This is a genomic window from Aquisalibacillus elongatus, assembly GCF_003843875.1.
Classification (GTDB): Bacteria; Bacillota; Bacilli; order Bacillales; family Alkalibacillaceae; genus Aquisalibacillus; species Aquisalibacillus elongatus.
Genome location: NZ_RKRF01000007.1, coordinates 748,086 through 774,406, shown reverse-complemented (window position 1 = coordinate 774,406; position 26,321 = coordinate 748,086). Strand labels below are relative to the sequence as shown.

The 26,321-nt window shown below is 38.3% G+C and carries 25 protein-coding genes; 23 read left to right on the top strand and 2 right to left on the bottom strand.

What is annotated here, in order from left to right:
* Positions 1–5: 5 nt before the first annotated feature.
* Genes EDC24_RS04660 through pyrE form a run of 7 tightly spaced genes read left to right on the top strand, consistent with a single transcriptional unit; the run spans position 6 to position 8,507 of the window.
* Positions 6–1,280, top strand: a complete 1,275-nt coding sequence (locus EDC24_RS04660) for a dihydroorotase (protein ID WP_124220140.1) — start codon at positions 6–8, stop codon at positions 1,278–1,280.
* Positions 1,273–2,358, top strand: a complete 1,086-nt coding sequence (locus EDC24_RS04655) for a carbamoyl phosphate synthase small subunit (RefSeq protein WP_124220138.1) — start codon at positions 1,273–1,275, stop codon at positions 2,356–2,358. The genes EDC24_RS04660 and EDC24_RS04655 overlap by 8 nt, the downstream gene beginning before the upstream one ends.
* Positions 2,351–5,551 (top strand): carbamoyl-phosphate synthase large subunit, encoded by a 3,201-nt coding sequence (gene carB, locus EDC24_RS04650; RefSeq protein ID WP_124220137.1) that lies wholly within the window; start codon positions 2,351–2,353, stop codon positions 5,549–5,551. Before EDC24_RS04655 ends, carB begins: the two co-directional genes overlap by 8 nt.
* Positions 5,551–6,312: a dihydroorotate dehydrogenase electron transfer subunit gene (locus EDC24_RS04645; RefSeq protein WP_124220135.1), complete on the top strand. Its 762-nt coding sequence runs from the start codon at positions 5,551–5,553 to the stop codon at positions 6,310–6,312. Before carB ends, EDC24_RS04645 begins: the two co-directional genes overlap by 1 nt.
* On the top strand, positions 6,309–7,217 hold the full coding sequence (locus EDC24_RS04640; RefSeq protein WP_124220133.1) for a dihydroorotate dehydrogenase: 909 nt from the start codon (positions 6,309–6,311) through the stop codon (positions 7,215–7,217). Before EDC24_RS04645 ends, EDC24_RS04640 begins: the two co-directional genes overlap by 4 nt.
* The gene (gene pyrF / locus EDC24_RS04635) at positions 7,214–7,930 is read left to right on the top strand and encodes an orotidine-5'-phosphate decarboxylase (RefSeq protein ID WP_124220131.1); all 717 of its coding nucleotides are present in this window, start codon (positions 7,214–7,216) and stop codon (positions 7,928–7,930) included. Before EDC24_RS04640 ends, pyrF begins: the two co-directional genes overlap by 4 nt.
* Positions 7,905–8,507, top strand: a complete 603-nt coding sequence (gene pyrE / locus EDC24_RS04630; protein WP_124220130.1) for an orotate phosphoribosyltransferase — start codon at positions 7,905–7,907, stop codon at positions 8,505–8,507. The genes pyrF and pyrE overlap by 26 nt, the downstream gene beginning before the upstream one ends.
* A gap of 168 nt (positions 8,508–8,675) precedes the next feature.
* On the opposite strand, the gene EDC24_RS04625 is transcribed toward pyrE, so the two are convergent.
* The gene (locus EDC24_RS04625) at positions 8,676–10,379 is read right to left on the bottom strand and encodes an Rqc2 family fibronectin-binding protein (RefSeq protein ID WP_124220128.1); all 1,704 of its coding nucleotides are present in this window, start codon (positions 10,377–10,379) and stop codon (positions 8,676–8,678) included.
* A gap of 156 nt (positions 10,380–10,535) precedes the next feature.
* On the opposite strand from EDC24_RS04625, the gene EDC24_RS04620 reads away from it, so the two are divergent.
* From EDC24_RS04620 to spoVM, 14 genes are all read left to right on the top strand, one after another.
* On the top strand, positions 10,536–11,402 hold the full coding sequence (locus tag EDC24_RS04620) for a YicC/YloC family endoribonuclease (RefSeq protein ID WP_170158461.1): 867 nt from the start codon (positions 10,536–10,538) through the stop codon (positions 11,400–11,402).
* A 97-nt stretch (positions 11,403–11,499) separates the two neighbouring features.
* The gene (gene remA, locus EDC24_RS04615; protein ID WP_054751566.1) at positions 11,500–11,760 is read left to right on the top strand and encodes an extracellular matrix/biofilm regulator RemA; all 261 of its coding nucleotides are present in this window, start codon (positions 11,500–11,502) and stop codon (positions 11,758–11,760) included.
* A gap of 13 nt (positions 11,761–11,773) precedes the next feature.
* Positions 11,774–12,394 (top strand): guanylate kinase, encoded by a 621-nt coding sequence (gmk, locus tag EDC24_RS04610; protein WP_124220125.1) that lies wholly within the window; start codon positions 11,774–11,776, stop codon positions 12,392–12,394.
* Positions 12,391–12,594: a DNA-directed RNA polymerase subunit omega gene (gene rpoZ, locus EDC24_RS04605; RefSeq protein WP_281274495.1), complete on the top strand. Its 204-nt coding sequence runs from the start codon at positions 12,391–12,393 to the stop codon at positions 12,592–12,594. Before gmk ends, rpoZ begins: the two co-directional genes overlap by 4 nt.
* Positions 12,595–12,698: 104 nt before the next feature.
* Positions 12,699–13,904, top strand: coding sequence for a bifunctional phosphopantothenoylcysteine decarboxylase/phosphopantothenate--cysteine ligase CoaBC (gene coaBC / locus EDC24_RS04600; RefSeq protein ID WP_124220124.1), 1,206 nt, complete (start codon positions 12,699–12,701; stop codon positions 13,902–13,904).
* Positions 13,901–16,312 carry a primosomal protein N' gene (gene priA / locus EDC24_RS04595; RefSeq protein ID WP_124220122.1) on the top strand — a complete coding sequence of 804 codons (2,412 nt, stop codon included), beginning with the start codon at positions 13,901–13,903 and terminating at the stop codon, positions 16,310–16,312. The genes coaBC and priA overlap by 4 nt, the downstream gene beginning before the upstream one ends.
* Before the next feature lie 13 nt (positions 16,313–16,325).
* The gene (gene fmt, locus EDC24_RS04590; RefSeq protein ID WP_124220121.1) at positions 16,326–17,264 is read left to right on the top strand and encodes a methionyl-tRNA formyltransferase; all 939 of its coding nucleotides are present in this window, start codon (positions 16,326–16,328) and stop codon (positions 17,262–17,264) included.
* A 4-nt stretch (positions 17,265–17,268) separates the two neighbouring features.
* Positions 17,269–18,609, top strand: coding sequence for a 16S rRNA (cytosine(967)-C(5))-methyltransferase RsmB (rsmB, locus tag EDC24_RS04585; protein ID WP_124220119.1), 1,341 nt, complete (start codon positions 17,269–17,271; stop codon positions 18,607–18,609).
* 62 nt (positions 18,610–18,671) lie between these two features.
* Positions 18,672–19,418, top strand: a complete 747-nt coding sequence (locus EDC24_RS04580; RefSeq protein ID WP_124220118.1) for a Stp1/IreP family PP2C-type Ser/Thr phosphatase — start codon at positions 18,672–18,674, stop codon at positions 19,416–19,418.
* A complete protein-coding gene (pknB, locus tag EDC24_RS04575; protein ID WP_124220116.1) occupies positions 19,415–21,391 on the top strand; it encodes a Stk1 family PASTA domain-containing Ser/Thr kinase in 1,977 nt (658 codons plus the stop codon). The genes EDC24_RS04580 and pknB overlap by 4 nt, the downstream gene beginning before the upstream one ends.
* Positions 21,392–22,273, top strand: coding sequence for a ribosome small subunit-dependent GTPase A (rsgA, locus tag EDC24_RS04570; RefSeq protein ID WP_124220115.1), 882 nt, complete (start codon positions 21,392–21,394; stop codon positions 22,271–22,273).
* A gap of 2 nt (positions 22,274–22,275) precedes the next feature.
* Positions 22,276–22,926 (top strand): ribulose-phosphate 3-epimerase, encoded by a 651-nt coding sequence (gene rpe, locus EDC24_RS04565; RefSeq protein ID WP_124220113.1) that lies wholly within the window; start codon positions 22,276–22,278, stop codon positions 22,924–22,926.
* A 10-nt stretch (positions 22,927–22,936) separates the two neighbouring features.
* The gene (locus EDC24_RS04560) at positions 22,937–23,575 is read left to right on the top strand and encodes a thiamine diphosphokinase (protein ID WP_124220111.1); all 639 of its coding nucleotides are present in this window, start codon (positions 22,937–22,939) and stop codon (positions 23,573–23,575) included.
* Positions 23,576–23,618: 43 nt separating this feature from the next.
* Positions 23,619–23,696 (top strand): stage V sporulation protein SpoVM, encoded by a 78-nt coding sequence (gene spoVM, locus EDC24_RS15470; RefSeq protein ID WP_091772194.1) that lies wholly within the window; start codon positions 23,619–23,621, stop codon positions 23,694–23,696.
* A 52-nt stretch (positions 23,697–23,748) separates the two neighbouring features.
* Here the strand turns inward: spoVM and rpmB are convergent, their stop codons facing one another.
* Positions 23,749–23,937 carry a 50S ribosomal protein L28 gene (gene rpmB / locus EDC24_RS04550; RefSeq protein WP_124220109.1) on the bottom strand — a complete coding sequence of 63 codons (189 nt, stop codon included), beginning with the start codon at positions 23,935–23,937 and terminating at the stop codon, positions 23,749–23,751.
* A 190-nt stretch (positions 23,938–24,127) separates the two neighbouring features.
* On the opposite strand from rpmB, the gene EDC24_RS04545 reads away from it, so the two are divergent.
* Both EDC24_RS04545 and EDC24_RS04540 read left to right on the top strand, forming a co-directional pair.
* Complete coding sequence (locus EDC24_RS04545) at positions 24,128–24,487, top strand: Asp23/Gls24 family envelope stress response protein (protein ID WP_124220108.1); 360 nt, start codon at positions 24,128–24,130, stop codon at positions 24,485–24,487.
* 34 nt (positions 24,488–24,521) lie between these two features.
* On the top strand, positions 24,522–26,195 hold the full coding sequence (locus EDC24_RS04540; protein ID WP_211342335.1) for a DAK2 domain-containing protein: 1,674 nt from the start codon (positions 24,522–24,524) through the stop codon (positions 26,193–26,195).
* Positions 26,196–26,321 lie beyond the last annotated feature (126 nt).

Genomic DNA, 26,321 nt, shown 5'->3' with positions numbered 1-26,321 from the left:
AACAAATGACGTTACTAATTAAAAATGCCAACGTGCTAGATCACGGAATAGTTGATGTGTTTATTGAACACGGAAAGGTTAAAGCAATTGGAGAAGGTTTAGAAGAAAATGGTCAACATGTTATGAATGCTGAAGGCCAATATTTATTCCCTGGTTTTGTAGATGTACACATTCATTTGCGTGAACCAGGTGGTGAAGCAAAAGAGACAATCGAAACAGGCACATTAGCTGCTGCACGCGGTGGTTTTACAACGGTTTGTGCGATGCCGAACACGAATCCTGTACCTGATTCATCAGAGTCATTACAACATGTCCTGGATCGTATTCAAGATGATGCACACATACGAGTGCTACCCTACGCTGCAATCACAGAACAACAGCAAGGTGGAGAATTAGTTGATTTTGATTCGTTAAACAATCAAGGCGCTTTTGCTTTTACCGATGATGGAGTGGGAGTTCAGTCAGCTCATATGATGTTCGAGGCGATGAAGCAAGCTAAACAAGCTGGAACGTCGATTGTGGCACATTGCGAAGAAAACACACTTGTTTACGAAGGTGTCATGCATGATGGCCATAAAAATATAGAATTAAACTTACCTGGCATTCCTTCCGTTAGTGAATCAGTTCAGATTGCTCGAGACGTTTTATTAGCTGAAGCAACAGGATGTCATTATCACGTTTGTCACGTAAGTACGAAAGAATCGGTACGCGTCATTCGTGATGCCAAATGTGCGGGCATTCCTATTACAGCAGAAGTGACTCCTCACCATTTACTTTTAACTGAAGATGATATTCCATCTGATGATGCCCAATATAAAATGAACCCTCCATTAAGATCAAAAGCTGATCGTCAATCGTTAATCGATGGTTTGTTAGACGGTACGATTGATTGTATCGCAACTGACCACGCCCCTCATACAGAGCAGGAAAAATCGAATGGATTTCTTCATTCCCCATTTGGAATCGTCGGTTTAGAAACTGCATTTCCGTTATTATATACGCATTTTATAAAATCAAATATTTTTACTCTGAAGCAACTCGTTGACTGGTTAACGATTAAACCGTCAAACATATTTAGGCTTCCTTATGGCAAACTCGCGGTCGGTCATGTAGCAGATTTAGTGTTAGTGGACTTAACCGATGAGCAAGTGATCAATCCAAATACGTTTAGCTCAAAAGGCAAAAATACACCTTTTGCGGGTTGGAAGCTTCAAGGTTTTCCGACTGTCACGATACTCGAAGGAAAAATCGTTTGGAGAAAGGATGAAGTACATGTCTAAGCGTTATTTAGTTTTAGAAGATGGATCGTTGTTTGAAGGAACTGCATTTGGAGCGAGTTGTGATGAACAATTCGGTGAGGTGGTCTTTAACACAGGGATGACCGGGTATCAAGAGACTTTATCTGACCCATCTTATTGCGACCAACTTGTCGTCATGACATACCCGCTCATTGGAAATTACGGAATTAATCGTGATGATTTTGAAACAATTCAACCAGCGATCTCAGGATTAATCGTAAAAGAATGTGCCGAGTTTCCATCAAATTTTCGTAATGAGTGGTCGTTAGATGAATATTTCAAACAGAAAAATATTCCTGGATTATCCAATATTGATACAAGACGGCTCGTTAAAAAAATCCGACAAAACGGAACGATGAAAGGGGTCATGGTTGATAACATCGAGGATTTGGATGCATGTCGTAAACAAGTTAATGAATTTAACTACAAACGCGATCAAGTAAGACGTGTTTCAACCGTTAAACCTTATGTCGTGCCAGGTAACGGTGAGCGGATTGTGTTAGTTGATTTTGGCATGAAACACGGAATTTTAAGGGAGTTTACGGAACGCCATTGTCACGTTACCGTCGTGCCTTACAATACAACAGCGGATGAGGTTCTACAGTTAAAACCCGACGGTGTCATGTTATCGAATGGGCCTGGTGATCCAAAAGATGTTCAAGATGGAATTATGCTTGTCAAAGATTTAATGGGCAAAGTCCCGATCTTTGGAATTTGCCTAGGTCATCAACTAATTGCACTCGCATGCGGAGCAGATACGCACAAAATGAAATTTGGCCACAGAGGAGCGAATCATCCCGTAAAAGATTTACGGACCGGTGACGTATGGATGACATCGCAAAACCACGGTTATGCCGTCACAGAAGAATCGCTATCTCAAACGAGTTTAAAAGTAAATCAATTAGCTTTAAACGACAATACGGTTGAAGGGTTAGAACACGAGACATTTGATATATTTTCTGTGCAGTATCATCCAGAAAGTTCACCCGGACCACAAGATTCGAACGCGTTATTTGATAAATTTTTAAACAAGATCAAAGGAGGAATCATTCATGCCTAAACGTACTGACATCAACAAAATTTTAGTGATTGGCTCAGGGCCAATTATTATCGGGCAGGCTGCTGAGTTCGATTACGCGGGGACACAAGCGTGTCAGGCGTTAAAGGAGGAAGGTTATCAAGTAGTACTTGCTAACTCAAACCCCGCAACAATCATGACGGATGAAACGATAGCGGATGAGATCTATATGGAGCCGTTAACGCCTGAATTTTTAACTAAAATAATTCGGAAAGAGCAACCGGATGCGATTTTACCGACGTTAGGTGGGCAAACGGGCCTTAATATGGCGATGGAATTAGATCGGAGAGGAATATTAGAAGAATATGAAGTTGAATTGTTAGGGACGAAGTTAAGTGCGATTCAACAGGCAGAGGACCGTGACTCGTTTAGAAGCTTGATGTATGAGTTAAACGAACCGGTTCCAGAAAGTGATATTGTTCAATCGGTTGATGAAGCTTTGCAATTTGCTGATTCGATTGGTTACCCAGTCATTATTCGACCGGCTTATACGATGGGCGGTACTGGTGGCGGTATTTGTGAGACCGAACAACAGCTAAAAGATATTGTCCGAAACGGTTTAGACGCATCCCCGGTCAATCAATGTTTAATAGAAAAAAGCATTGCAGGCTTTAAAGAAATTGAGTATGAAGTAATGCGAGATCAAGACGATCATGCCATCGTTGTTTGTAACATGGAAAACATTGATCCAGTTGGAATACATACAGGAGACTCGATTGTTGTTGCGCCATCACAAACGCTTAGCGACCGTGAATATCAGATGCTTCGAAACGTGTCGTTAAAAATTATCCGTGCACTCGGAATTGAAGGAGGATGTAATGTACAGCTCGCATTAGACCCTTACAGTTTTGACTATTACATTATCGAAGTGAATCCACGCGTGAGCCGGTCATCCGCATTAGCCTCTAAAGCAACGGGATACCCGATTGCGCGCATCGCAGCCAAAATTGCGGTCGGATTAACGTTAGATGAAATGATAAACCCGGTCACAGGCTCGACTTACTCTCATTTTGAGCCTGCGCTGGATTATGTGGTGACGAAGATCCCACGCTGGCCATTTGATAAGTTCCATGCGGCCAATCGTAAGCTTGGGACGCAAATGAAGGCAACAGGTGAAGTTATGGGCATCGGACGTACGTTTGAAGAATCGTTATTAAAATCAGTTCGCTCTTTGGAGATCTCCACAAATGATTTATATTTGCCAAAAGTTGATCAGGTGTCGATGGAACGGATGATGAAACGCTTAAAAACGGCTGATGATGAACGATTATTTTTAATCGCAGAAGCTTTCAGAAGAGGGTTTACGTTAGAAGATATCCATCAATACACAGAGATTGATTATTTCTTTCTTCACAAAATCAAGGGACTCATTTGTTTAGAGAAAAAGCTGGAAAAGATTCATTGGGATATTGGCCTTTTAAGAAATGCTAAAGAAAAAGGATTCATGGATGAGACGATTGCACGGTGCTGGCAAGCCACTGAAGAAGAAGTCCGCTCGTTTAGGGTTATGAATGATCTAGTGCCTGTTTATAAGATGGTCGACACATGTGCGGCTGAATTCACATCTGAGACGCCTTATTTTTATAGCAGTTATGAAGAAGAGAATGAATCCGAAGTAACTGAACGTAAGAAAGTTTTAGTCATCGGCTCTGGTCCGATCCGAATTGGGCAGGGTATTGAATTTGACTATGCAACGGTTCACTCCGTTTTAGCGCTTAAAGAAGCGGGCTATGAAGCGATTATTATGAATAACAATCCTGAGACCGTTTCGACAGACTTTCAAGTGTCAGACAAATTATATTTTGAACCGTTAACGTTAGAAGACGTCTTGAACGTTGTCGACTTAGAACAGCCCGATGGTGTGATTGTTCAATTTGGCGGTCAAACAGCCATCTCACTAGTTAACGGTTTAGAACAATACGGTGTACCAATTTTAGGAACATCCAAACAGTCAATCGATATGGCTGAAGACCGCGATCAGTTTGAACAAATGCTTGAGAAATTATCGATCCCAAGACCTGAGGCTCGGATTGCAACGAGTGAAGTAGAAGCGATTGAAGAAGCAAAAGACCTAGGCTTTCCAGTACTCGTAAGACCTTCTTATGTTTTGGGTGGTCGTGCGATGGAAATCGTTTACGACGAGAGTGATTTAAAGCATTACATGAAGTATGCCGCCCAGGTTCATGATGATAAGCCTGTACTGATCGACCGGTACTTGACGGGTATTGAACTAGAAGTCGATGCGATTTGTGATGGTGAAACGGTCGTCATCCCGGGTGTTATGGAACATATTGAGCGTGCGGGTGTGCACTCAGGGGATTCGATTGCGGTTTATCCGACGCAAAATATTTCAGCCGAGGTTAAAGATCGATGCGTTGAGGTGACGAAGGATATTGCTAAGGAACTGCAAGTTGTGGGCTTGATCAATATTCAATTTGTCTATCACCAAGGCGAGATCTTTGTACTAGAAGTCAACCCAAGATCTAGCCGGACAGTACCGTTCTTAAGCAAGATTACGGGTGTCACGATGGCTAATTTAGCGACTCAAGTAATGTTAGGAAAATCTTTACTAGATTTGGGCTACGAAGACGGCGTCATACCTGAGCGAGATCTTATTTCGGTTAAAGTGCCGGTGTTTTCGTTTGAAAAACTAAGAAGCGTTGATATCACACTAGGGCCTGAGATGAAATCGACCGGTGAAGTGATTGGAAGAGATAGTCAACTAGAAAAAGCTTTATATAAGGGAATTATCGCATCAGGATTATCAGTGCCAACGGAAGGTGCTGTTCTTATCACCGTTGCTGACCCTGATAAGACAGAAATGCAAAGTATTGCAAGACGTTTTCACGCAATAGGATTTGAACTTTACGCAACAGAGGGATCTGCTAGAGTGATCGAAGCAATGGGGCTCCCAGTTCGCGTCGTTAATAAAATTGGTTCCGAAAATAATTTGCTCGATTTAATTGAGTCTGGAAAAGTCCAATTCGTCATTAATACTTTATCTCGAGGTAAACAGCCACATACAGATGGGTTTAGAATAAGACGAGAAGCGGTTGAACACGGTGTTGCATGTCTGACGTCATTAGATACGGCAAGAGCGATTTTAAGTGTGATTGAATCGATGACGTTTACGGCTCAGCCCATGCCGAAACAAGAATCGGTGGTGTTAGTGTAATGGTTCATGGAGATGTTTTGGTAAAATCCAATCGGTTAATCGCTTTAGACACGTACGAAATGGTGTTGGCAGGTGATTTAGTTCAGCACATTCAGCTTCCAGGCCAATTTGTTCACGTAAAAATTGGAGAAGGGAGTACGCACATGTTGCGGCGACCCTTTTCAATTGCTGATTATAATCCAGAAACAAATGAATTTGTGTTGGTTTATAAGTTAATAGGAGAAGGGACGACTTGGCTTAGTCAACTTCGGATGGGGGATTCGTTAGATGTATTAGGTCCTCTTGGAAATGGTTTTCAAATTCAAGGAATTCAGAAACAACGTATTTTAGTCGTTGGTGGCGGTGTTGGCGTTCCACCATTATACAATTTAGTCAAACAACTTAGCGCACACAATCAAGTGACCGCTATATTAGGTTATCAATCTATTGACTCCGTATTTTATGAAGAAGAATTTAATAAATGGGCTGATGTGCACATTGCGACAGACGATGGTTCTTACGGATCTAAAGGGTTTGTAACAGATGTAATTAACCAGCTTAACCTTAGTGTTGATCAATATTTTTCGTGTGGACCTTTAGGAATGCTAAGATCCGTTCAGAATAATATGGAAGGTTATGAAGGATTTTTGTCGGTTGAAGAGCGTATGGGATGTGGAGTAGGTGCTTGTTTTGCCTGCGTTTGTCCTGCGAAAAATGAAAAAGGATATGTGAAGATATGCCAAGATGGACCAGTCTTTGACGCAAGAGAGGTGACGTTATGAATCTATCTGTTCGCTTAGGAGAGTTGGAGTTAAAAAATCCGATTATGCCAGCATCAGGCTGTTTTGGTTTTGGAAAGGAATTTAGTCAATTTTATAATCTGAATAATTTAGGTGCAATTGTGATAAAAGCGGCGACAGGTGAGGCTCGATTTGGAAATCCAACGCCACGTGTCGCTGAAACACCATCAGGCATGCTAAATGCCATTGGACTACAAAATCCAGGCGTTGATCAAATTTTTGAACAGGAACTACCGTTTTTAGAATCCTTTGATACTCCAGTTATAGCAAATGTAGCTGGGAGTACTGAAGACGAATATTTGTCAGTATCTGAGAAGCTATCAAACTCAAAAACGGTCAAAGCTTTAGAATTAAATATCTCGTGCCCCAATGTCAAAGAAGGTGGCATCCAGTTTGGGACAGATCCAGAATTGGCTTATCAATTGACGAGAAGAGTAAAGAACGTGATAGATAAACCTTTATTCGTCAAATTATCACCGAATGTCACGGATATTGTCGGAATTGCTAAAGCGATTGAAGAGGCTGGAGCTGATGGCCTTTCAATGATTAATACGCTTACAGGGATGAAAATCGATTTAAAAACGCACCAACCAATTATTGCAAATGAAACAGGCGGATTATCAGGGCCTGCGATTAAGCCGATTGCGATTAGGATGATTCATCACGTACGTAAGGAAACGAGGCTTCCGATTATCGGTATGGGCGGTATTGTTTCGGCTGAGGATGTTCTCGAATTTTTACTAGCTGGAGCAGATGCAGTTGCGATCGGTACGGCTAATTTCCAAAACCCATACATTTGCCAAGAAATTATTGATACGTTGCCTGACGTTTTGGAGAGCTACGGTTATCAGTCGTTAGATCAGGTAAGGGAGGTAGCCATGCAGTGAAGTCATCTATTTATATAGCTTTAGATTTTGAAACAAAAGATGAGGCGTTGGACTTTTTAAATCAAAATGAACTACATGAAGTTCCAGTAAAAGTTGGAATGCAACTATTTTACAAAGAAGGCCCATCATTCATTCAATCTTTAAAAGAAAAAGGTCACCCCATCTTTTTAGACTTAAAACTTCATGACATTCCCAATACGGTTTATCATGCGATGAAAAGTCTAGCATCATTAGAGGTTGATTTAGTGAATGTTCATGCTTCAGGTGGACTGGAGATGATGAAAGCGGCGAAAGAAGGATTAGAAGATACCTGTGGAAAGCAAGCGTCTAAATTAATCGCTGTTACTCAATTGACATCGACTAGTGAAGAAGTGTTATCAAATGAACTTCTGATTAATCAGCCGATGGATCAAGTAGTTCGATCATATGCCCAGATGGCTCAAAAAGCCGGATTAGATGGTGTTGTTTCTTCTGTTTGGGAAGCACAATTGATAAAAGAGTCTTGCGGAGAATCCTTTGTCACAGTCACGCCTGGAATTCGATTGATAAATGATGCGACTCAGGATCAAAAACGGATCGCGACGCCAGAACAAGCAAGTCATTCTGATTTTTTAGTTATGGGAAGAAGCATTACAACTTCACGTAACCCTAAAAAAGCTTATGAACAAGCGCTAAAGGAGTGGAAACATGAGTATCGCCAAACAACTCATTAATATTGGAGCACTAAAACTAGATACAGAGCAACACTTTACTTGGACGTCTGGCATTAAATCGCCAATTTATTGCGATAATCGATTGATCATATCTTACCCTGAAGTAAGAGAAGAAGTGATCCAAGCCATGATCCAAGAAATTCAAACTAAATTTGATCAGGTTGATGTGATTGCAGGATGCGCCACTGCCGGCATTCCTCATGCTGCATGGGTGGCTGACCGCTTGAATTTGCCGATGGTTTACGTCCGTGATAAAGCCAAAGGCCATGGGCTGAATAATCAAATCGAAGGTCAAATTAAACCGAATGAACGCGTGTTGGTAATTGAAGATTTAATATCCACTGGGGGAAGCTCGATTAAAGCAGCGGATGCTGTTGCTGAATCCGGATGCCAGGTATTAGGCATCGTTTCGATTTTTTCTTATAACTTGAAAAAAAGTATAGACAATATGAAAGATAGCGGCTACCAATCTTATAGTTTATTAACATTTGATCAATTGTTAGATGAACTTAAAGAGAGTGGACAATTTGACGATCAACAAGTGTTGAATTTGTTAGAATGGCGGGATGAACTGTGATTTTATCCGCAAGTTTATAACATTTACCAGCAGGTTTTCGGACTTTATCCGCAGTTTTTTAACATTTACACGCAGGTTTTCGAAATTTATCGGCATGTTTTTAGAATTTACCTGCAGGTTCTCATATAAATAGATCGAACTTGGACCTTGCGTCCAAGTTCGATTCATTTATTGTTTCAGTTGTTTGATGATTTGTTCATCAGGCGTAACAAAAATGGTCTGTTGATTGTCGTATGTGACAAAACCGGGTTTAGCGCCGTTCGGCTTTTTGACATGTTTGACGAGCGTATAGTCAACAGGTACTGATGATGACAATTTTGCTTTACTATAAAAGGCTGCGATCACGGCAGCTTCTTTAATCGTTTCTTCACTAGGTTCCGTAGAGCGAATAATGACGTGAGAGCCTGGGATATCTTTGGTGTGTAACCAGATATCATTTTTATTGGCCATTCGGTTCGTCACATATTCATTTTGTTTATTATTCCGCCCGACGATTATTTCCGTTCCGTCACTTGCTTGGTAGGAATCAGGTACGATTTGTTTCTTACCTTTTTTCTTCTTCGTCTGTTGTTTAGGTTTGAAGTAACCTTGTTCTTGTAATTCTTCACGGATATCTTCAATATCAGCTTCACGGGCTTGCTCGAGCTGTTGGATTAAGCGCTCAAAATACTCGATTTCTTCTTTAGCTTTTTCGATTTCTTCTAATACGACTTCGCGAGATTTTTTCAGCTTTTGATAATGCTTAAAATAAAGCTGTGCATTTTCGCTTGGTGTTTTATTAAGATCCAGCTCAATTGTAAGTTCATTTTGTTCAGGATCGTAATAATCCATGACGTCAACCGACGCATCCCCTGTTTTAACCAAATGCATGTGAGCTGTTAAAAGCTCGCCTTTCTTTTGATATTCGTCTGCTTTTTCAGCTTTCTTCAGTGTCTTTTGGTGTTTTTTAATTTTACGTTCGTTTTTATCGCGTTCATTTTTAAGAAAACGCATTAGATCATGGGTTTGCCCTTTGACTCGATCGCGTTCTGCCTTACCTTTGTAAAATTCGTCCAACATCTCACTAACTTTAGAAAAATACTGTTTATCTTGATCTTGTGCCACAAGGTCAAATACATGAAAATCATCTTTTTGACCCATTGTCACAAATGGTTGATAGTGATGATTTAACAGTTGTTGTTGGAAGTTATCAAACACATCTTTATACGTTTCTATATTACCTAAATACGCTTGGTTGGCGATAGCTTGTGTGACAGCTGGAGATAATCCCATTAACAGATTTAACATCTGATGGTCCATGCGCCCTTGGTTAAAATCTAGTTTTCTAATAAACGTATCTCCGTCTATCTCTAAAGGATTAAACTTACCTTGATCAGGTGGTGCAACATAAGTTTGCCCAGGCAAAATCGAACGATGACGATTTTGCAAGGAGCTAATATGTTTAAAACTATCTAATATTAAATCCCTATCTGGGTCTACTAACATCACATTAGAATGTTTTCCCATAATTTCAATGATCAATGTTTTATTGTGCTCATCGCCAATTTCATCTTTACTTTTAACATTAATATGAATGATCCGTTCTAAATCAACTTGCTGAACTGACTCAACAAACCCCGCACCTAAGTGCTTTCTTAATACCATACAATACATCGGTGGTTCTTTCGGATTTGTATATTTTTCATCTGTTAAATGAATGCGCGAGTAATTAGGATGGATTGAAATAAGTAAAGATTTATTTTGACTGTTTTTACGTACGGTTAAAATTAACTCAGTTTCTGTTGGCTGATGGATCTTCGTTATGCGGCCGCTGACTAATTCTTCATGAAGCTCATGTGTAACCGCTCGTGTGACAATTCCGTCGAATGCCATAAATATCACCTCTATACGAAGAATAGTATAGCACGAATTAAAAATAAATCGTTAGGGATTATGGAAAACTATTGAAAACATCTTTGCATTAATGCAACAATAAAAGCGTAGCAAATTCTGTCAATAATAGAGTAGGTGAAAAAATTGATCAATAGCATGACCGGATTTGGACAGTCACAAGGTAAAATAGGGAATACCTCAATTTCAATTGAGGTTAAAACCGTCAATCATCGGTTCCTAGACTTTTCTTTTAAAATGCCTCGGGAGTTTTTGGCATTTGAAGATGCGATGAAACAGAAAATACGTCAATATTTTAACCGTGGACGCATTGATGTTTTTATCAATATTTCCGGTGAAGAAATGAAACATAAGAACATCCAAGTTAATTGGAACACCTTAGATCAATACTTACAAGCGTTGAATGAAATTAAGGAAAAACGCGATGTTTCAGGTGATATCGAATTAGAAGATATTTTGCAATTAGAAGATTTATTTATTGAAGATGAAGAAGTGCAAATAGACGAAACGCTACAAAAACAAATTTTAACGATTTTAGAAGATGTCTTACAAAAAGTACTGACGATGCGCCAAGATGAAGGTAAAGCATTGAAGCAAGATGTTTTAAATCATGTTAACGAAGTCAAACAGTTAACAGATCAATTAGAACAAAATATGGATGCGATCCAAGAAGAGTATAAAGTAAAAATAACGGAGCGAATTAAAGATCATCTAAACGATTCTGTTCAAGATGAGGCACGAATTGTTCAAGAAGTGGCTATTTTAACCGATAAAGCAAATATAGCCGAAGAAATCACTCGTTTATTTTCACATGTTGAACAAGTGAAAGAAACGTTAGAACTTCACCAACCGATTGGAAGAAAGCTTGATTTCTTAACCCAGGAATTGCTTCGAGAAACCAACACAATAGGCTCTAAATCAAATGATGTTCAAATCAGTAAGATTGTCGTAGCATTGAAAAGTGAAATTGAGAAAATTAAAGAACAAGTACAAAATATTGAATAATATTTGAGATTTTAATCGTTTTTAGACTATAATAGATATTATAGATAAAACAAAAGGGACTATTAAATGTTAAAATCTATAGTTAGGGGAGAAGGAAATGAACTTAAAGTTAATTAATATTGGTTTTGGAAACGTTGTATCGGCCAACCGGATTATTTCAATTGTGTCACCTGAATCTGCCCCGATCAAACGTATTATTACAGTAGCTAGAGATAATAATAAGTTAGTTGATGCTACATACGGAAGACGTACAAGAGCTGTCATTATTACAGATAGCGACCATGTCATTCTATCAGCCGTTCAACCAGAAACAGTTGGACAACGTGTTGTAAATGAAGATATGAACATAGACAACTAGGAGGATCTTGGATTTGAAAGATGAACAAGGTATTTTATTCATATTATCCGGCCCTTCAGGGGTAGGAAAAGGAACTGTTCGTAAACAGTTATTTGAAGAAGACTCAGAGTTACAATATTCAATCTCGGTTACGACGCGTAATCCCCGTGAAGGCGAACAAGATGGTGTGGATTACTTTTTCAAGTCAAGAGACCAATTCGAAGATATGATTGAACAAAATGAGTTAATTGAATATGCTGAATACGTGGGCAATTACTATGGCACTCCGAAAAAATACGTTGAAGATACTTTAAAAGCTGGAAAAGACGTATTTCTAGAAATTGAAGTTCAAGGGGCGCTGAAAGTACGCGATACTTTTCCACACGGTGTATTTATCTTTTTGTTTCCTCCAAGTTTAGATGAATTAAAAAACCGAATTATTAATCGAGGAACAGAGTCAGAAGAATTAATTCGTAATCGTTTATTAGAAGCGAAAAAAGAAATTGAAATGATGGATGCGTATGATTACGTTGTGGTTAACGACGAAATCGATAATGCGGTAAGGCGTATTCAATCGATTGTTGTGAGTGAACACTGTAAACGTGAACGTGTTTATCAGCAATATAAAAAAGCGCTAGGGAGTGAATTGTTGTGATTTTAGAGCCGTCAGTTGATAACTTGCTAACTAAAATTAATTCAAAGTATGCTTTAGTAATCGTTTCAGCTAAGCGAGCACGTGAATTGCAAGAAACAAAGCAATCATTAGTTGAATCACCTAAATCTAATAAAAACGTCGGCGTTGCTTTAGAAGAAATCATGGATGAGAAGCTAACGTTAGACGAAGACGTTTACTAACTGTTGAAACAACCTGAGAACTCAGGTTGTTTTTCTTTTTGGATAATTTTCATGTTAAAATATATAGAAAATAGGTTTTTTGTGTAATGGAGGAGAGCGTTGTGATGTTAAAAGGGAAAAAAATAGTACTAGGAGTTTCGGGAGGAATTGCAGCTTATAAAGCTTGTGCCTTAACAAGCAAGCTAGTTCAACAAGGCGCTGACGTTAAAGTTATTATGACGGAAGGTGCGACTGAGTTTGTACAACCTTTAACGTTTCAAGCTTTATCACGGAACCCTGTTTACACTGATGCATTTGATGAAAAAAATCCTGAAAAAATTGCTCATATAGATTTAGCTGACTGGGCTGATCTCGTTATTTTAGCGCCAGCAACAGCCCATTTACTAGGTCGTTTAGCCAATGGATTAGCTGATGACATGCTAACCACAACATTACTAGCGACTACTGCACCAGTTTATATTGCGCCAGCGATGAATGTACATATGTACGATCATCCAGCTGTTAAAGAAAATTTATTAACACTAGAAGAGTACGGATATCGATTTATTGAACCTGGTGATGGCTATCTAGCTTGCGGTTATGTAGGGAAAGGTCGATTAGAAGAACCTGAAAATATAATCGCAGTCATTTACAAGGTCGAAAATCGTGAATTACCTTTAAAAAATAAAAAAGTTTTAATTACAGCTGGTCCAACACAGGAGCCTGTAGATACTGTGCGCTTTTTTACTAATTATTCTTCAGGCAAAATGGGGTATGCTCTAGCTGAAGTTGCCAAAAACTTAGGTGCACAAGTTACCCTTGTTTCGGGACCTGTTGACTTAGATGTGCTTCCTGGCGTTGAAACGATTAAGATTTCTTCTGCTGATGAGATGTTTGAGGCTGTAACATCTAGGTTTGATGAGCAAGATATTGTCATAAAATCTGCAGCGGTAGCTGATTATCGTCCTAAAGATGTACATGATAAAAAGTTAAAGAAACAAGGTCATGATATAACGGTCGAACTTGAACGTACGACGGATATTTTAAGTACGCTAGGTGAGCGGAAAAATCACCAATATTTAGTTGGTTTTGCTGCTGAGACCGATCAGCATTTGGAACATGGTAAACGTAAATTACAGAAGAAGAATCTTGATGCCATTGTCATTAATGATATAAGTAATCCTAATATTGGCTTTAAGTCAGATGATAATGAAGTCAATATTTTGACTAAAACGGGTCAAGAGTATGCCATATCCACTCGGTCTAAGAAAGAGATTGCACAAGAATTGTTAACGTTAATCATGAAAGACATGATGGGGGAAGCAAAGTGAAGGTTGCGAAAGTAATTGTTGATGTACCAGCATCACCGATTGATTCAGCATTAGATTATGAAATACCTGAACACTTAACCGAAATTGTACAACCCGGTATCCGAGTTATTGTTCCGTTAGGTCCTAGAAAAATTATGGGCTTTGTTGTTGATTTAGCTCAAGAAAGTGAGTTCGATCAATTAAAACCAATTACCGATGTTATGGACTATACCCCTATTTTAACAGGGGAACTTTTGGATCTATCGATTTGGCTTAAAAAAGAAACGTTATGCTTTCGAATTTCTGCCTTACAAGCGATGCTTCCAGCTGTGTTTAAAGCAGCTTATGAAAAGGAAGTTTGGCTAACCGAAGAAGAGCAATTGTTACCAGAGAAATTACGTCACGTAGTTCAAGGTCGTGAAGTATTTCCTTTTTCCGATTTGGAAGAAAGTGAAATTAATGAACGAGACATCAGAAATTTAATAAAAGATGACTTGATTGATATAAAATATGTTGTAAAAGGTAAAAATCGAGTTAAGAAGCATACATTTGTTGAACAAGCACTAGAGAACCATATGTTAATGGAAGAGTATGAAAACTTAAGCGCACAAGCTAAGAAACAAAAAGACGTCTTATCCTATTTCATTGATCAGGATGAACCGATTTTGTTGAACGATCTTATAAAAAAGGTTCAAACAACAAAAGCGCCAATCGATGCGTTAGTTAAGAAAGGTATTTTGAAACTGACAAAAAAAGAAGTCTACCGAGATCCATTTGAACATAAATCAATGGAACCATCGGAACCTCTTCAATTAACGCCTTATCAAGAAAACGCCATTGAACCGATTTTGAATTCCATTAAAAAAACGTACTATCAGACATACTTATTACACGGGGTTACAGGAAGTGGTAAGACAGAAATCTATTTACAATCGATTCAACGCGTCTTGAATAAAGGAAAGGAAGCTATTGTATTAGTGCCTGAGATTGCACTGACGCCTCAAATGGTTTCCCGATTTAAGGCACGTTTTGGTGATGAGGTAGCTGTTTTACATAGCGGGCTGTCACAAGGAGAAAAATACGACGAATGGCGAAAAATTCACCGAAAAGAAGTTCGAGTCGTCGTCGGGGCGAGGTCAGCAATTTTTGCACCTTTTGAAAACATTGGAATTATTATTATCGATGAAGAACACGAACAAACATATAAACAAGAGGATTATCCGAAATACCACGCTCGAGAGATTGCAAAAAAACGAGCTGAATACCACGAATGCCCTGTCGTATTAGGAAGTGCGACGCCGACATTAGAATCTTATGCAAGGGCGCTAAAAGGAGTTTATCATCTTTTAGAGTTAACGGAGCGTGTTAATGACCAGGCGATGCCAGAAGTTGAAATTGTCGATATGAGAAAAGAACTTCACCGAGGCAACCGCACTATGTTTTCAGAGTCTCTGACAGAACAGATTAATGAACGATTAGAGAAACAAGAGCAAGTCGTTTTAATGTTAAACCGCCGGGGTTATTCGACGTTTGTGATGTGTCGTGACTGCGGTGAAACGATTAATTGCGAACACTGTGATATCTCGATGACGTATCATCGTCAACATCATAAATTGAAATGCCACTATTGTGGAGATGAGCGTCCAATGCCTAACATTTGTCCAAGCTGTGAGAGTGATTCAATTCGCTATTTTGGGACAGGTACTCAAAAAGTAGAAGAGGCATTAAACGTTCATTTTCCTGATGCTCGTGTCATTCGAATGGATGTTGATACGACAAGCCGAAAAGGAGCTCATGAGAAACTGTTAGAAAAGTTTGGGAATCATGAGGCAGATATTTTATTAGGTACTCAAATGATCGCAAAAGGTTTAGATTTTAAAGACGTGACGTTGGTCGGAGTCATTGCTGCGGATTCAATGTTAAATTTACCGGACTTTCGAGCATCTGAGAAATCTTTTCAGCTCTTAACGCAAGTAAGTGGCCGTGCAGGTCGTCATGAATTGCCTGGTCAAGTCGTTGTGCAAACTTATTCACCTGAGCATTACAGTATCGAAATGGCTAGTCAATATGATTTTGAGGCATTCTTTAATAAAGAAATGCAAGTTCGCAGGCAATTCCAGTATCCGCCTTATTATTACCTTGCTTTAATTAATATCTCTCATGAAAATCATGTGGCTGCGGTGGAAGCTTCTAAGGAAGTGGCCAATATAATTGCTCACCATACAACTGGAAATTGTCAATTGATGGGGCCATCGCCGTCCCCTATGATGCGGATTAAAGATCGCTACCGTTATCAATGCATGTTAAAATATAAACAGCGTGAGAATGTTGATGGCGCACTCCAAAAGGTTCTAGACCATTTTAAGAAAGACATTCAACAACAAAAATTACAGTTAACGATTGATTTTGAACCATACCATTTTATGTAAGAAGGGATATTGTATGACAAAGAGAATCGTATTTATGGGAACGCCGGATTTTAGTGTTCCGGTATTAGAATCATTAATCAAATCACAATATGATGTCGTAGCGGTTGTGACACAACCCGACCGGCCAAAAGGACGAAAGAAAAAACTGACACCTTCTCCAGTTAAGGAAAAGGCACTCGAATATGATCTTCCAATATTACAACCGGAAAAAATACGTCATGATTATGATTCGATTTTAGATTTTCAACCAGATTTAATTGTAACGGCTGCATATGGTCAAATATTGCCTAAAGCGATACTAGAAGAACCGGAATATGGTTGCATTAATGTTCATGCATCACTCCTACCTGAGTTAAGAGGTGGTGCACCAATTCATTATGCTATTTTACAAGGTAAGAAAGAGACAGGAATTACGATTATGTATATGGCAGAAGCATTGGATGCAGGTGATATCATTTCTCAACAATCCATTCCAATTGACGAAGAAGACCATGTAGGATCACTTCATGATAAGCTATCCGTACTTGGTTCTGAATTATTAATGGACACACTGCCAGAGATTTTTGCTAAGCGTAATGAGTCGATTTCACAAAATAATGGTGAAGCAACATATGCATATAACATTAAGCGTGAACAAGAGAGAATTGATTGGAGCTGGTCGCAAGGTGAGATTTATAACCATATAAGAGGTCTTCATCCTTGGCCAGTGGCGTTTACAACTTATGAAGGCCAAACAGTGAAAATTTGGTGGGCGTCGAAACATCATCAATCCACCAACGAAACCCCTGGAACAATTATTAAACTAGAAGATGATGGGGTTGTCGTTGCGACAGGTGATGGTATGTCAGTGAAAATCACTGAATTACAGCCGGCTGGTAAAAAACGCATGAATGCAGAAGATTTTCTAAGAGGTTCTAACGATTACTTCAATGTTGGAACACAGTTAGGATGATAGGATGGCTCAGAAAAGTGTACGAGAGATTGCATTAAAATTATTAACCCAAGTTGGTGAAAGTGGTGGCTTTAGCCATATTTTAATCAACCAGGCTATAAAAAACCACGATGTAAGTGGAAAAGATAAAGGCTTATTAACCGAAATCGTGTACGGTACATTACAGCGGAAAATGACACTAGAGTATTTTTTAAAACCGTTTATTAAAAAGAAAGCTGATAAATGGGTTGAGTGGCTATTGTATATGTCCGTCTATCAAATGGTTTATTTAGAACGCGTGCCTGATCATGCTGTTATTAATGAAGCTGTTACGATAGCTAAGAAGAAAGGTCACCGTAGGACGAGTGGATTTGTCAACGGTGTTCTAAGAAATATCCAAAGACAAGGATTATCTGCATTAGATGACATAAAAGACCCAATAGAAAGAATATCTATAGAAACAAGCCATCCTTTTTGGTTAGTCAGAAGATGGGTCGATATGTACGGTGAAGAAACTACCCGTCAAATGTGCGAATCCAACTTAGAATCCAAACGACTATCGATTAGAGTACAACCATTAAAAAATACAGTTTTAAGCGTTCAAGAACAACTAAGAGAAGAAGGGATTGAGACAAGGCATTCTTTATTAAGTGAACAAGGATTAATTGTCGAATCTGGCAACCCTTTATACAGCCAGTTGTTTCCATCACAAATCACCATTCAAGATGAAACATCAATGCTCGTTAGTGAAATGCTTGATTTAAAGCCTGGCATGAAAGTGTTAGATGCATGCAGTGCACCTGGTGGCAAAACAACGCACATTGCTGAGAAGATGAACGATGAGGGTGAGCTTTTAGCTTACGATTTACATGATAAAAAAGTGAAACTAGTCAAAGAAAAAGCAGAAACATTGGGGCTATCGATGATTAAAACTAAAGCTCAAGACTCAAGGCATTTAGGTGAAATCCATCAGGCTGAAGAGTTTGACCGCATTTTACTAGATGCTCCTTGTTCAGGGCTAGGCGTCTTAAGAAGTAAACCAGATATAAAATATCATAAATCAGAATCTGATATAGTAGATTTAGCTAAGATTCAGCAAGAATTACTAGAAGCAGTCGTGCCTTTATTAAAGTCAGATGGTAAACTAGTTTATAGTACTTGTACAGTGGATCAACATGAAAATGAACATCAGATTAAACAGTTGCTAGAAAAACACCCAGAGTTAACTGTTGACCCTATGTTTTTTAAGGACTTACCTGGAGCATGTCAAGATTTAATTGGAATTACAGAATATGGGGTGCAGATTTTTCCACAAGATTTTAAGGCAGACGGATTTTTTATAACACGATTAATTAAAAACTCATGATAAAATAATTGAGTTTATAAAAAGAAATAAGGCCATTCGTCTGAAATGAGGTGACCAAGGAAATGAATGCGTGTTTTATTTCCGATGTAGGGAAAATGAGAAAAGTGAATGAGGACTCAGGGGGAGTGTTTTATAACGAGTCCAATCAAATGCTAACGGTGATCGCCGATGGTATGGGCGGACATCAAGCTGGTGATATCGCAAGCGACCTTACGTCTAAACATATTCAAAAGTTATGGGAAAAGACGGCTGATATGACAAATGTTGATGACGTTAAGGAATGGTTAAGACAAACGATTTTAAAAACGAATGAATATGTTCTATCTCATGCAGAGAATAACAAGGAATGCGTTGGGATGGGAACAACTGTGGTTGCGACAGTCTATTTAGAAGACGATATTGTCGTTGCCCATGTTGGAGATAGTCGTTTGTATCAAGTGAATCAAGATAGTATCATCCAAGTAACAGAAGATCATTCCTTTGTCCAACAGCTTGTTAATAATGGAGAATTAACTGAAGAAGAAGCTGAAGCACATCCAAAGAAAAATGTTTTATTACAAGCATTAGGGACAGAGACTAATATCAAAGTAGATGTTAATCATGTTAGTTGGAAAGAACAAGACTATATTTTAAGCTGTACAGATGGTTTATCTAATAAACTTACAAACGAAGAAATACATAATACATTGTTATTAGAACAATCGCTAGAAGAAAAGGTTCATCACCTAGTGTCTTTGGCTAATGAACATGGTGGGGAAGATAATATTTCAGTTGTTTTGGTTCAACGTAAAGAAGGTGATGACGTATGATGGTTGGACGAATTATTAATGAACGTTATAAATTAATTCGACCGATTGGTGGCGGTGGAATGGCTAGAGTTTATCTAGCTCGAGATATTATATTACACCGCAATGTAGCCATGAAGATCTTGAGAATGGAATACTCGAATGACCATGAATTTATTCAGAGGTTCAGACGAGAAGCTGAATCAGCGATTAGTTTAACTAATAATCATATTGTGAGCATTTATGATGTCGGACAAGAAGATGATGTGTATTATATCGTCATGGAATATGTAGAAGGTATGACCCTTAAGCAACATATTCAACAAAACGGCCCTGCTTCTGTCGATGAAGCCGTACATATCATGTCTCAATTAACATCAGCGATTTCTCATGCCCATGATAATGGAATTATTCATAGAGATATTAAACCGCAAAATGTGTTAATTGATCAAAACCAACAAGTCAAAATTACTGACTTTGGAATTGCTATGGCACTAAGTTCAACGTCATTAACAAAAACTAATAATGTCCTTGGCTCGGTTCACTATTTATCGCCAGAGCAAGCCCGAGGTGGCACAGCAACTAAAAAGTCGGATATCTATTCATTAGGTATTGTGTTATACGAACTTTTAACCGGTCAACTGCCATTTTCAGGTGAATCAGCTGTATCTATCGCATTAAAACATATGCAAGTAGACACACCATCTGTTAAAAGTTATAACCCGGACGTACCACAAAGTTTAGAAAATGTCGTTCTAAAATCAACGGCAAAGGATCCATTGCAGCGTTACCAAACAATTGAAGAAATGCAGATGGACTTATCAACCGCTTTAGACCCTGATCGTGTAAACGAAAATCCTTTTGTCGTTCCTGAAGAAGAAGGGGAAGAAACAAAAGCGGTTCCGGTTATTTCTGATCAAACAAATGCTTATAATTCAAATCATGACGATACAAAAGTTATGAATAACCAAGAAGAAACCAAAAAGAAGTCTAAAAAGTGGCTTGCTATCCTTTTATCCTTTTTGGCTTTACTGATTACAGCTGGCGTTATAGCGCTTTTCATTATGCCTAGTTTGTTTAGCCCAGATGACGTAACTGTCCCGGATGTAACAGGAGAAACCTATGCTGATGCATTACAAGAATTAAGAGATTTAGGATTAGAAGTTGAACGTGAATCTGTACATTCTGAGGAAGTTGAAGAAGACCTTGTCGTCAGGTCTACGCCGAGTGAAGGCAGTTCTATTAAAGAAGGTACAACTGTAACGTTATTTACGAGTATGGGTAAAGAAAAAATAGAATTTGATGATTATGTTGGGCGTTCATTTGATCAAACGAAACGATATTTAGAATCACAAGGATACGAAGAGATTATTGAGTATCGAAAGGAATCAGAACGACCTGAAGGTGAAATAATAGGACAGATTCAGCCAGACCCAGGCGAAGAAATTATACCTGAAGAAACGAAAGTTATTTTCGATATAAGCTCAGGTCCTCCGAAAATTTCATTACAATCATTAAAGGGTTGGACCTTAGATGAAGTCCAAGATTATATAAATAATAATGGTTTAACGCTTGAGACAGAAGAAGAGCATTCAGAAACCGTACCTGAGGGTGAAGTTATTCGACAGGACCCAGGGGTTGATTCGGAGCTAGAACAAGGTGATTCTGTGAAGGTCGTTCTCTCGAAAGGTCCTGAACCTAAACCAGTCTCTACAACAGTTGAGTTTGAAGTTCCTTTTAATCCTGAAAGTGCTGAAGGTAATGGCAATGGAAACGGGCAAGGACAAGAGCAAACTAACTTCATTCAAATTTATATTAGTGATATGAATTATAATTTTGATGAAGTGGCTCATGAGGAAGAAATCAGTAGTGATACAACATATGAATTGACATTAAATATAGAGCCAAATGAAGCGGCGGAGTATAGAGTTTTACGAGATGGTGAACTATTTAAGGAAGAAGTGATTACGTATGAAGAAGCGAGAGAAGGTCAGTAAATGATTCAAGGGAAAATCGTTAAAGCATTAAGTGGATTTTATGATGTCATGGCTGATGGTGAAGTTTATACATGTAAAGGACGGGGTTTATTTCGAAAAAAGAAAATAACGCCATTAGTTGGTGATCATGTCGAAATAGAACTTGAGCATGATGGAACAGGGACTATAGTTAATATTAATGAGCGGACGAATGAATTTGTTCGTCCGCCAATTGCTAATATTGATCAAGCCATAATTGTCAGCTCAGCCGTTGAACCTGAATTCAATCCACTTTTGCTCGATCGATTTCTTGTGTTAGTAGAACATAAGGATATTCGTCCATTAATCGTACTGACGAAAGAAGATATTACAACAGACGAACAACTTCAACAGTTAAATGATTATTCAAAAACGTATAAGTCAATAGGCTATGACGTATTAATCGTCTCAAAAGTTATGGATGATTTAAGAGATAAAATAATGCCATACTTATCAAATCGTCTTTCGGTGATAGCTGGACAATCAGGTGTCGGCAAGTCAACCCTATTAAACCAATTAGACGAAAGATTAAATATTGAGACAGCTGATATTTCAAAAAGTCTAGGACGCGGCAAACATACAACACGTCATGTCGAATTATATTCAATTGGCGACGGTTACGTTGCTGACACGCCAGGTTTTAGCTCGCTTGATTTTGATGAGATTGATTTAGAAGAATTGAGGTTCTGTTTTCCAGAGTTTCTAGGTTATCAAGACGATTGTAAATTTAGAGGATGTTTGCATATCAATGAACCTAAATGTGCTGTAAAATCAGCTGTTGAGGATGGGGATATTCCTGATTTTAGGTATCAACATTATGAAAACTTTTATGAAGAAATTAAATCAAGAAAGCCGAGGTATTAATCATGACAAAAATTGCACCTTCCATTCTTTCTGCTAATTTCGCAACATTAGCTGATGAAATTAAAGACGTTGAAGCCGATTCGGATTACATTCACGTCGATGTGATGGACGGCCATTTTGTGCCAAATATTACAATCGGACCATTAATTGTGGATGCGATTCGTCCAGTCACTGATTTACCATTAGATGTCCATTTAATGATTGAAAATCCAGAACATTATGTTTCAGCTTTTGCAGAAGCTGGTGCCGATATTATTAGTGTTCACCAAGAGGCTTGTCCTCATTTGCATCGAGTCGTACAACAAATTAAAGCAGAAGGCGTTAAAGCTGGCGTCGTCATTAACCCAGCTACACCAGTGAGTCAAATTGAACCTATTTTAGGTGATGTTGATCTAGTATTAGTCATGACGGTTAATCCAGGATTTGGAGGGCAATCGTTTATTGACTCAACACTTTCTAAAATTGAATCATTAAAAGAACTAAAAGATAAACATCTTTATCATTACGAAATCGAAGTCGACGGTGGAGTTAAAGCAGAAACGGCTAAAAAATGCGTGGATGCTGGTGCAGAAGTTCTGGTAGCTGGAAGTGCGATTTTCAATCAGGACAATCGAAGCGACGCTATAAAAAATATTAAATCAAGCTTAAAATAGGTGTGGTTAGATGAATGTTGGAATTGTTGCTGCTGGTCCGGTCCATGACATACCTGATCTAAAGAAGGTTAACCACATCGATTACTGGATTGGTGTCGATGAAGGGGCAAATGTTTTATATGAGTCAGGAATTCAAGCGGACTTACTAACAGGAGATTTTGATTCAATTGAGCCCAATCGTCTAGAATCTATTAAACAAAATACTAAAGCGATTAATCAGTTTTCTAGTATTAAAGATGAAACTGATCTTGAATTAGCATTTCTAGAGGCGATCAAATTAAAGCCTACGACAGTTTATATTTATGGAGCAACAGGCGGACGTTTGGATCATGCTTGGGTGAATGTTCAACTATTAACGATGTTTGCAGAAAAACATTTAGATGCTTGGATGGTTAATTCACAGAATGAAATGACTGTAAAATATCCTGGAAAGTATGAATTAAATAAAGACCTCTCATACCCTTATATTTCTTTTTTACCCTTATCAGAAGTGGTGAATGGCTTAACGCTTCAAGGATTTCGCTATACTTTAGAAGATCAAGATATTAATCAGGGCTCTTCATTAACGATTTCAAATGAATGGTCTGAAAAAAAAGGTACTTATTTTTTTAACTCTGGCATATTATTAGTTATAAAGAGTCGCGATTAATTGTCTTCATTAGTAATTGAAAGGGTAGCATAGGAGGGGGAAGATGAGATTTTATACAGTAAAGCTTCCTAGGTTTTTAGGTGGGCTCGTTCGCGGAATTATGAATCTATTTAAAAAATAACAAAAAAGCTACCTGCTAAATGACAGGTAGCTTTTTTGTTCATTTTAATCATTTATGCACGCTCAACTTTACCTGATTTAAGTGCACGAGTAGATACGTAAACTTTTTGAGGTTTACCATCTACCATAACACGTACTTTTTGTACGTTGGATTTAAATTTACGCTTAGAAGCGTTCATAGCGTGTGAACGATTGTTACCAGTAGTCGTTTTACGTCCAGTTACTTTACATTTACGTGCCACAATAATTCCCTCCTAGCTTTCAGAAAAAATATCTCTAATATCGTTACTTATCTAATTTACCATATGGTTAAAAGGTTTTCAATAATGGATGTTTGTGATATCAAGTTTTTTAACTTGACAGAAAGCTATACTTTTCATTTTATTGTGCTTATAGTAAAATAACCGTAGTCATGAACCGAGGAGGATGGATATGTCGATTGAAGTACGTAATGAATATGGTACCGTTTCAATCTCAAAAGAAGTTATTTCTACAATTGCAGGTGGTGCAGCCGTTGAATGTTATGGTATTGTAGGTATGGCATCACGCAAGCAACTTAAAGATGGTTTATCTGAGATCTTAGGTAAAGAGAACTTCACTAAAGGTGTCGTCGTACGTCACGAAGAAGATCAAATCGATATTGATATGTATATTATTGTTGGATATGGTACTAAAGTATCTGAAGTAGCTCATAACGTACAAAACCAAGTGAAATATTCATTAAAAAAGATGATGGGACTTGATGTCAATACAGTGAACATTTATATTCATGGAGTTCGCGTAACTTCGTAATAGACATCGTGTTTGGATGAAGGAGGAAAAGAGAGTGTCTAATCGAATGTTGAATGGTGATCAATTTGCGCAAATGATTTTATTAGGCGCACATCATTTATCTAATCAAGCAAATATGATTGATTCTTTAAATGTATTCCCTGTACCAGATGGTGATACGGGAACCAACATGAATTTAACGATGACTTCTGGTGCAGAAGAAGTAAAAAAAGTAAAAGCCAATCATGTAGGTGAAGTTTCTAACGCTTTAGCTAAAGGATTGTTAATGGGTGCTAGAGGTAACTCAGGGGTTATCTTATCGCAATTATTCCGTGGTTTTTCTAAAAATGTCCAAGAGAAAGAATCTCTAGAAATTAATGATTTGGCTGAAGCATTACAATCAGGTGTTGATACAGCTTATAAGGCGGTTATGAAGCCTGTTGAAGGAACTATTTTGACAGTAGCTAAAGATGCAGCAAAAGCTGGGGAGCAAGCTGCAAAGCAAACTGAATCTGTTACTGAGTTTTTTGAAATCGTTCTTGAAGAGGCTAAGAAGTCATTAGATCATACGCCAGAACTACTTCCGGTTCTTAAAGAAGTAGGTGTTGTTGATAGTGGTGGACAAGGCCTTGTGACAGTATATGAAGGTTTTATTGCTTCTTTAAAGGGTGAAGAATTACCTGAACAAAGTGCACAACCATCTTTAGATGAAATGGTTAATGCTGAGCATCATAAAATGCACCAAGATTTCATGAAGACAGAAGATATTGAGTTTGGTTATTGTACAGAATTTATGGTGAAGTTTGAAAATGAAAAGACGAACGAAAACCCATTTGATGAAGATCAGTATCGTGAAGAGCTAAGTGAACATGGGGATTCATTATTAGTCGTTTCTGACGATGAAGTCGTAAAAGTCCATATTCATACCGAGTACCCAGGTGAAGTTATGACCATTGGGCAGAGGTATGGTAGTTTAATAAACATAAAAATTGAAAACATGCGTGAGCAGCATTCTGCGATTGTTGATGAGGACCGCCCAGCGGCTGAGCCTAAGCAAGAAAAGAAACGTTCTCATATGGCTGTTGTGACCGTTGCGATGGGTGAAGGGATTAAAACGATGTTTGAAAGCCTAAATGCAGATATTGTTATTGAAGGCGGTCAGACGATGAATCCAAGTACTCAAGATATTGTTGAGGCAGTTAATCAAGCGAATGCAGATCATGTGTTAGTGCTACCAAATAACAAAAATATCATTATGGCAGCAGAGCAGGCAGAAGACTTAGTCGACTGTGAGTTAAAAGTTGTACCAACAAAAACTGTGCCACAAGGTATGACAGCTATGTTGTCTTATAATCCAGAAGTTGATTTGTCAGAGAACCATCAACTAATGACAGAATCACTAGACCTTGTTAAAACTGGTCAAGTGACGTATGCGGTAAGAGATACACAAATTGATGGTAAGACGATCGAAGAAGGTAACTTTATGGGTATTCTTGATGGCAGCATTCAGTCAGTTGATACTGATAAAATGAAAACCATCTTTGAATTATTGAAGCAAATGATTGATGATGAAGAGGATGAGATCTTAACGATTTTACAAGGTGAAGATGGAACAAGTGAAGAAGTTGAGCAAATTGAAGCATTTGTAGAAGAAAATTTTGACGAGCTTGAAGTAGAAGTCATAGAAGGAAAACAACCGATCTATTCATTCATTTTCTCAGTGGAATAATATATATCTAATACACTAAAAAAAGTTCAGTTTAGAGCCTTTTCGCTTTAAACTGAACTTTTTTATTAATGACTCTATATGTTCCGTTGTTGTTATTGTGATTCACTTTCGGTGGACGCTTTCCGC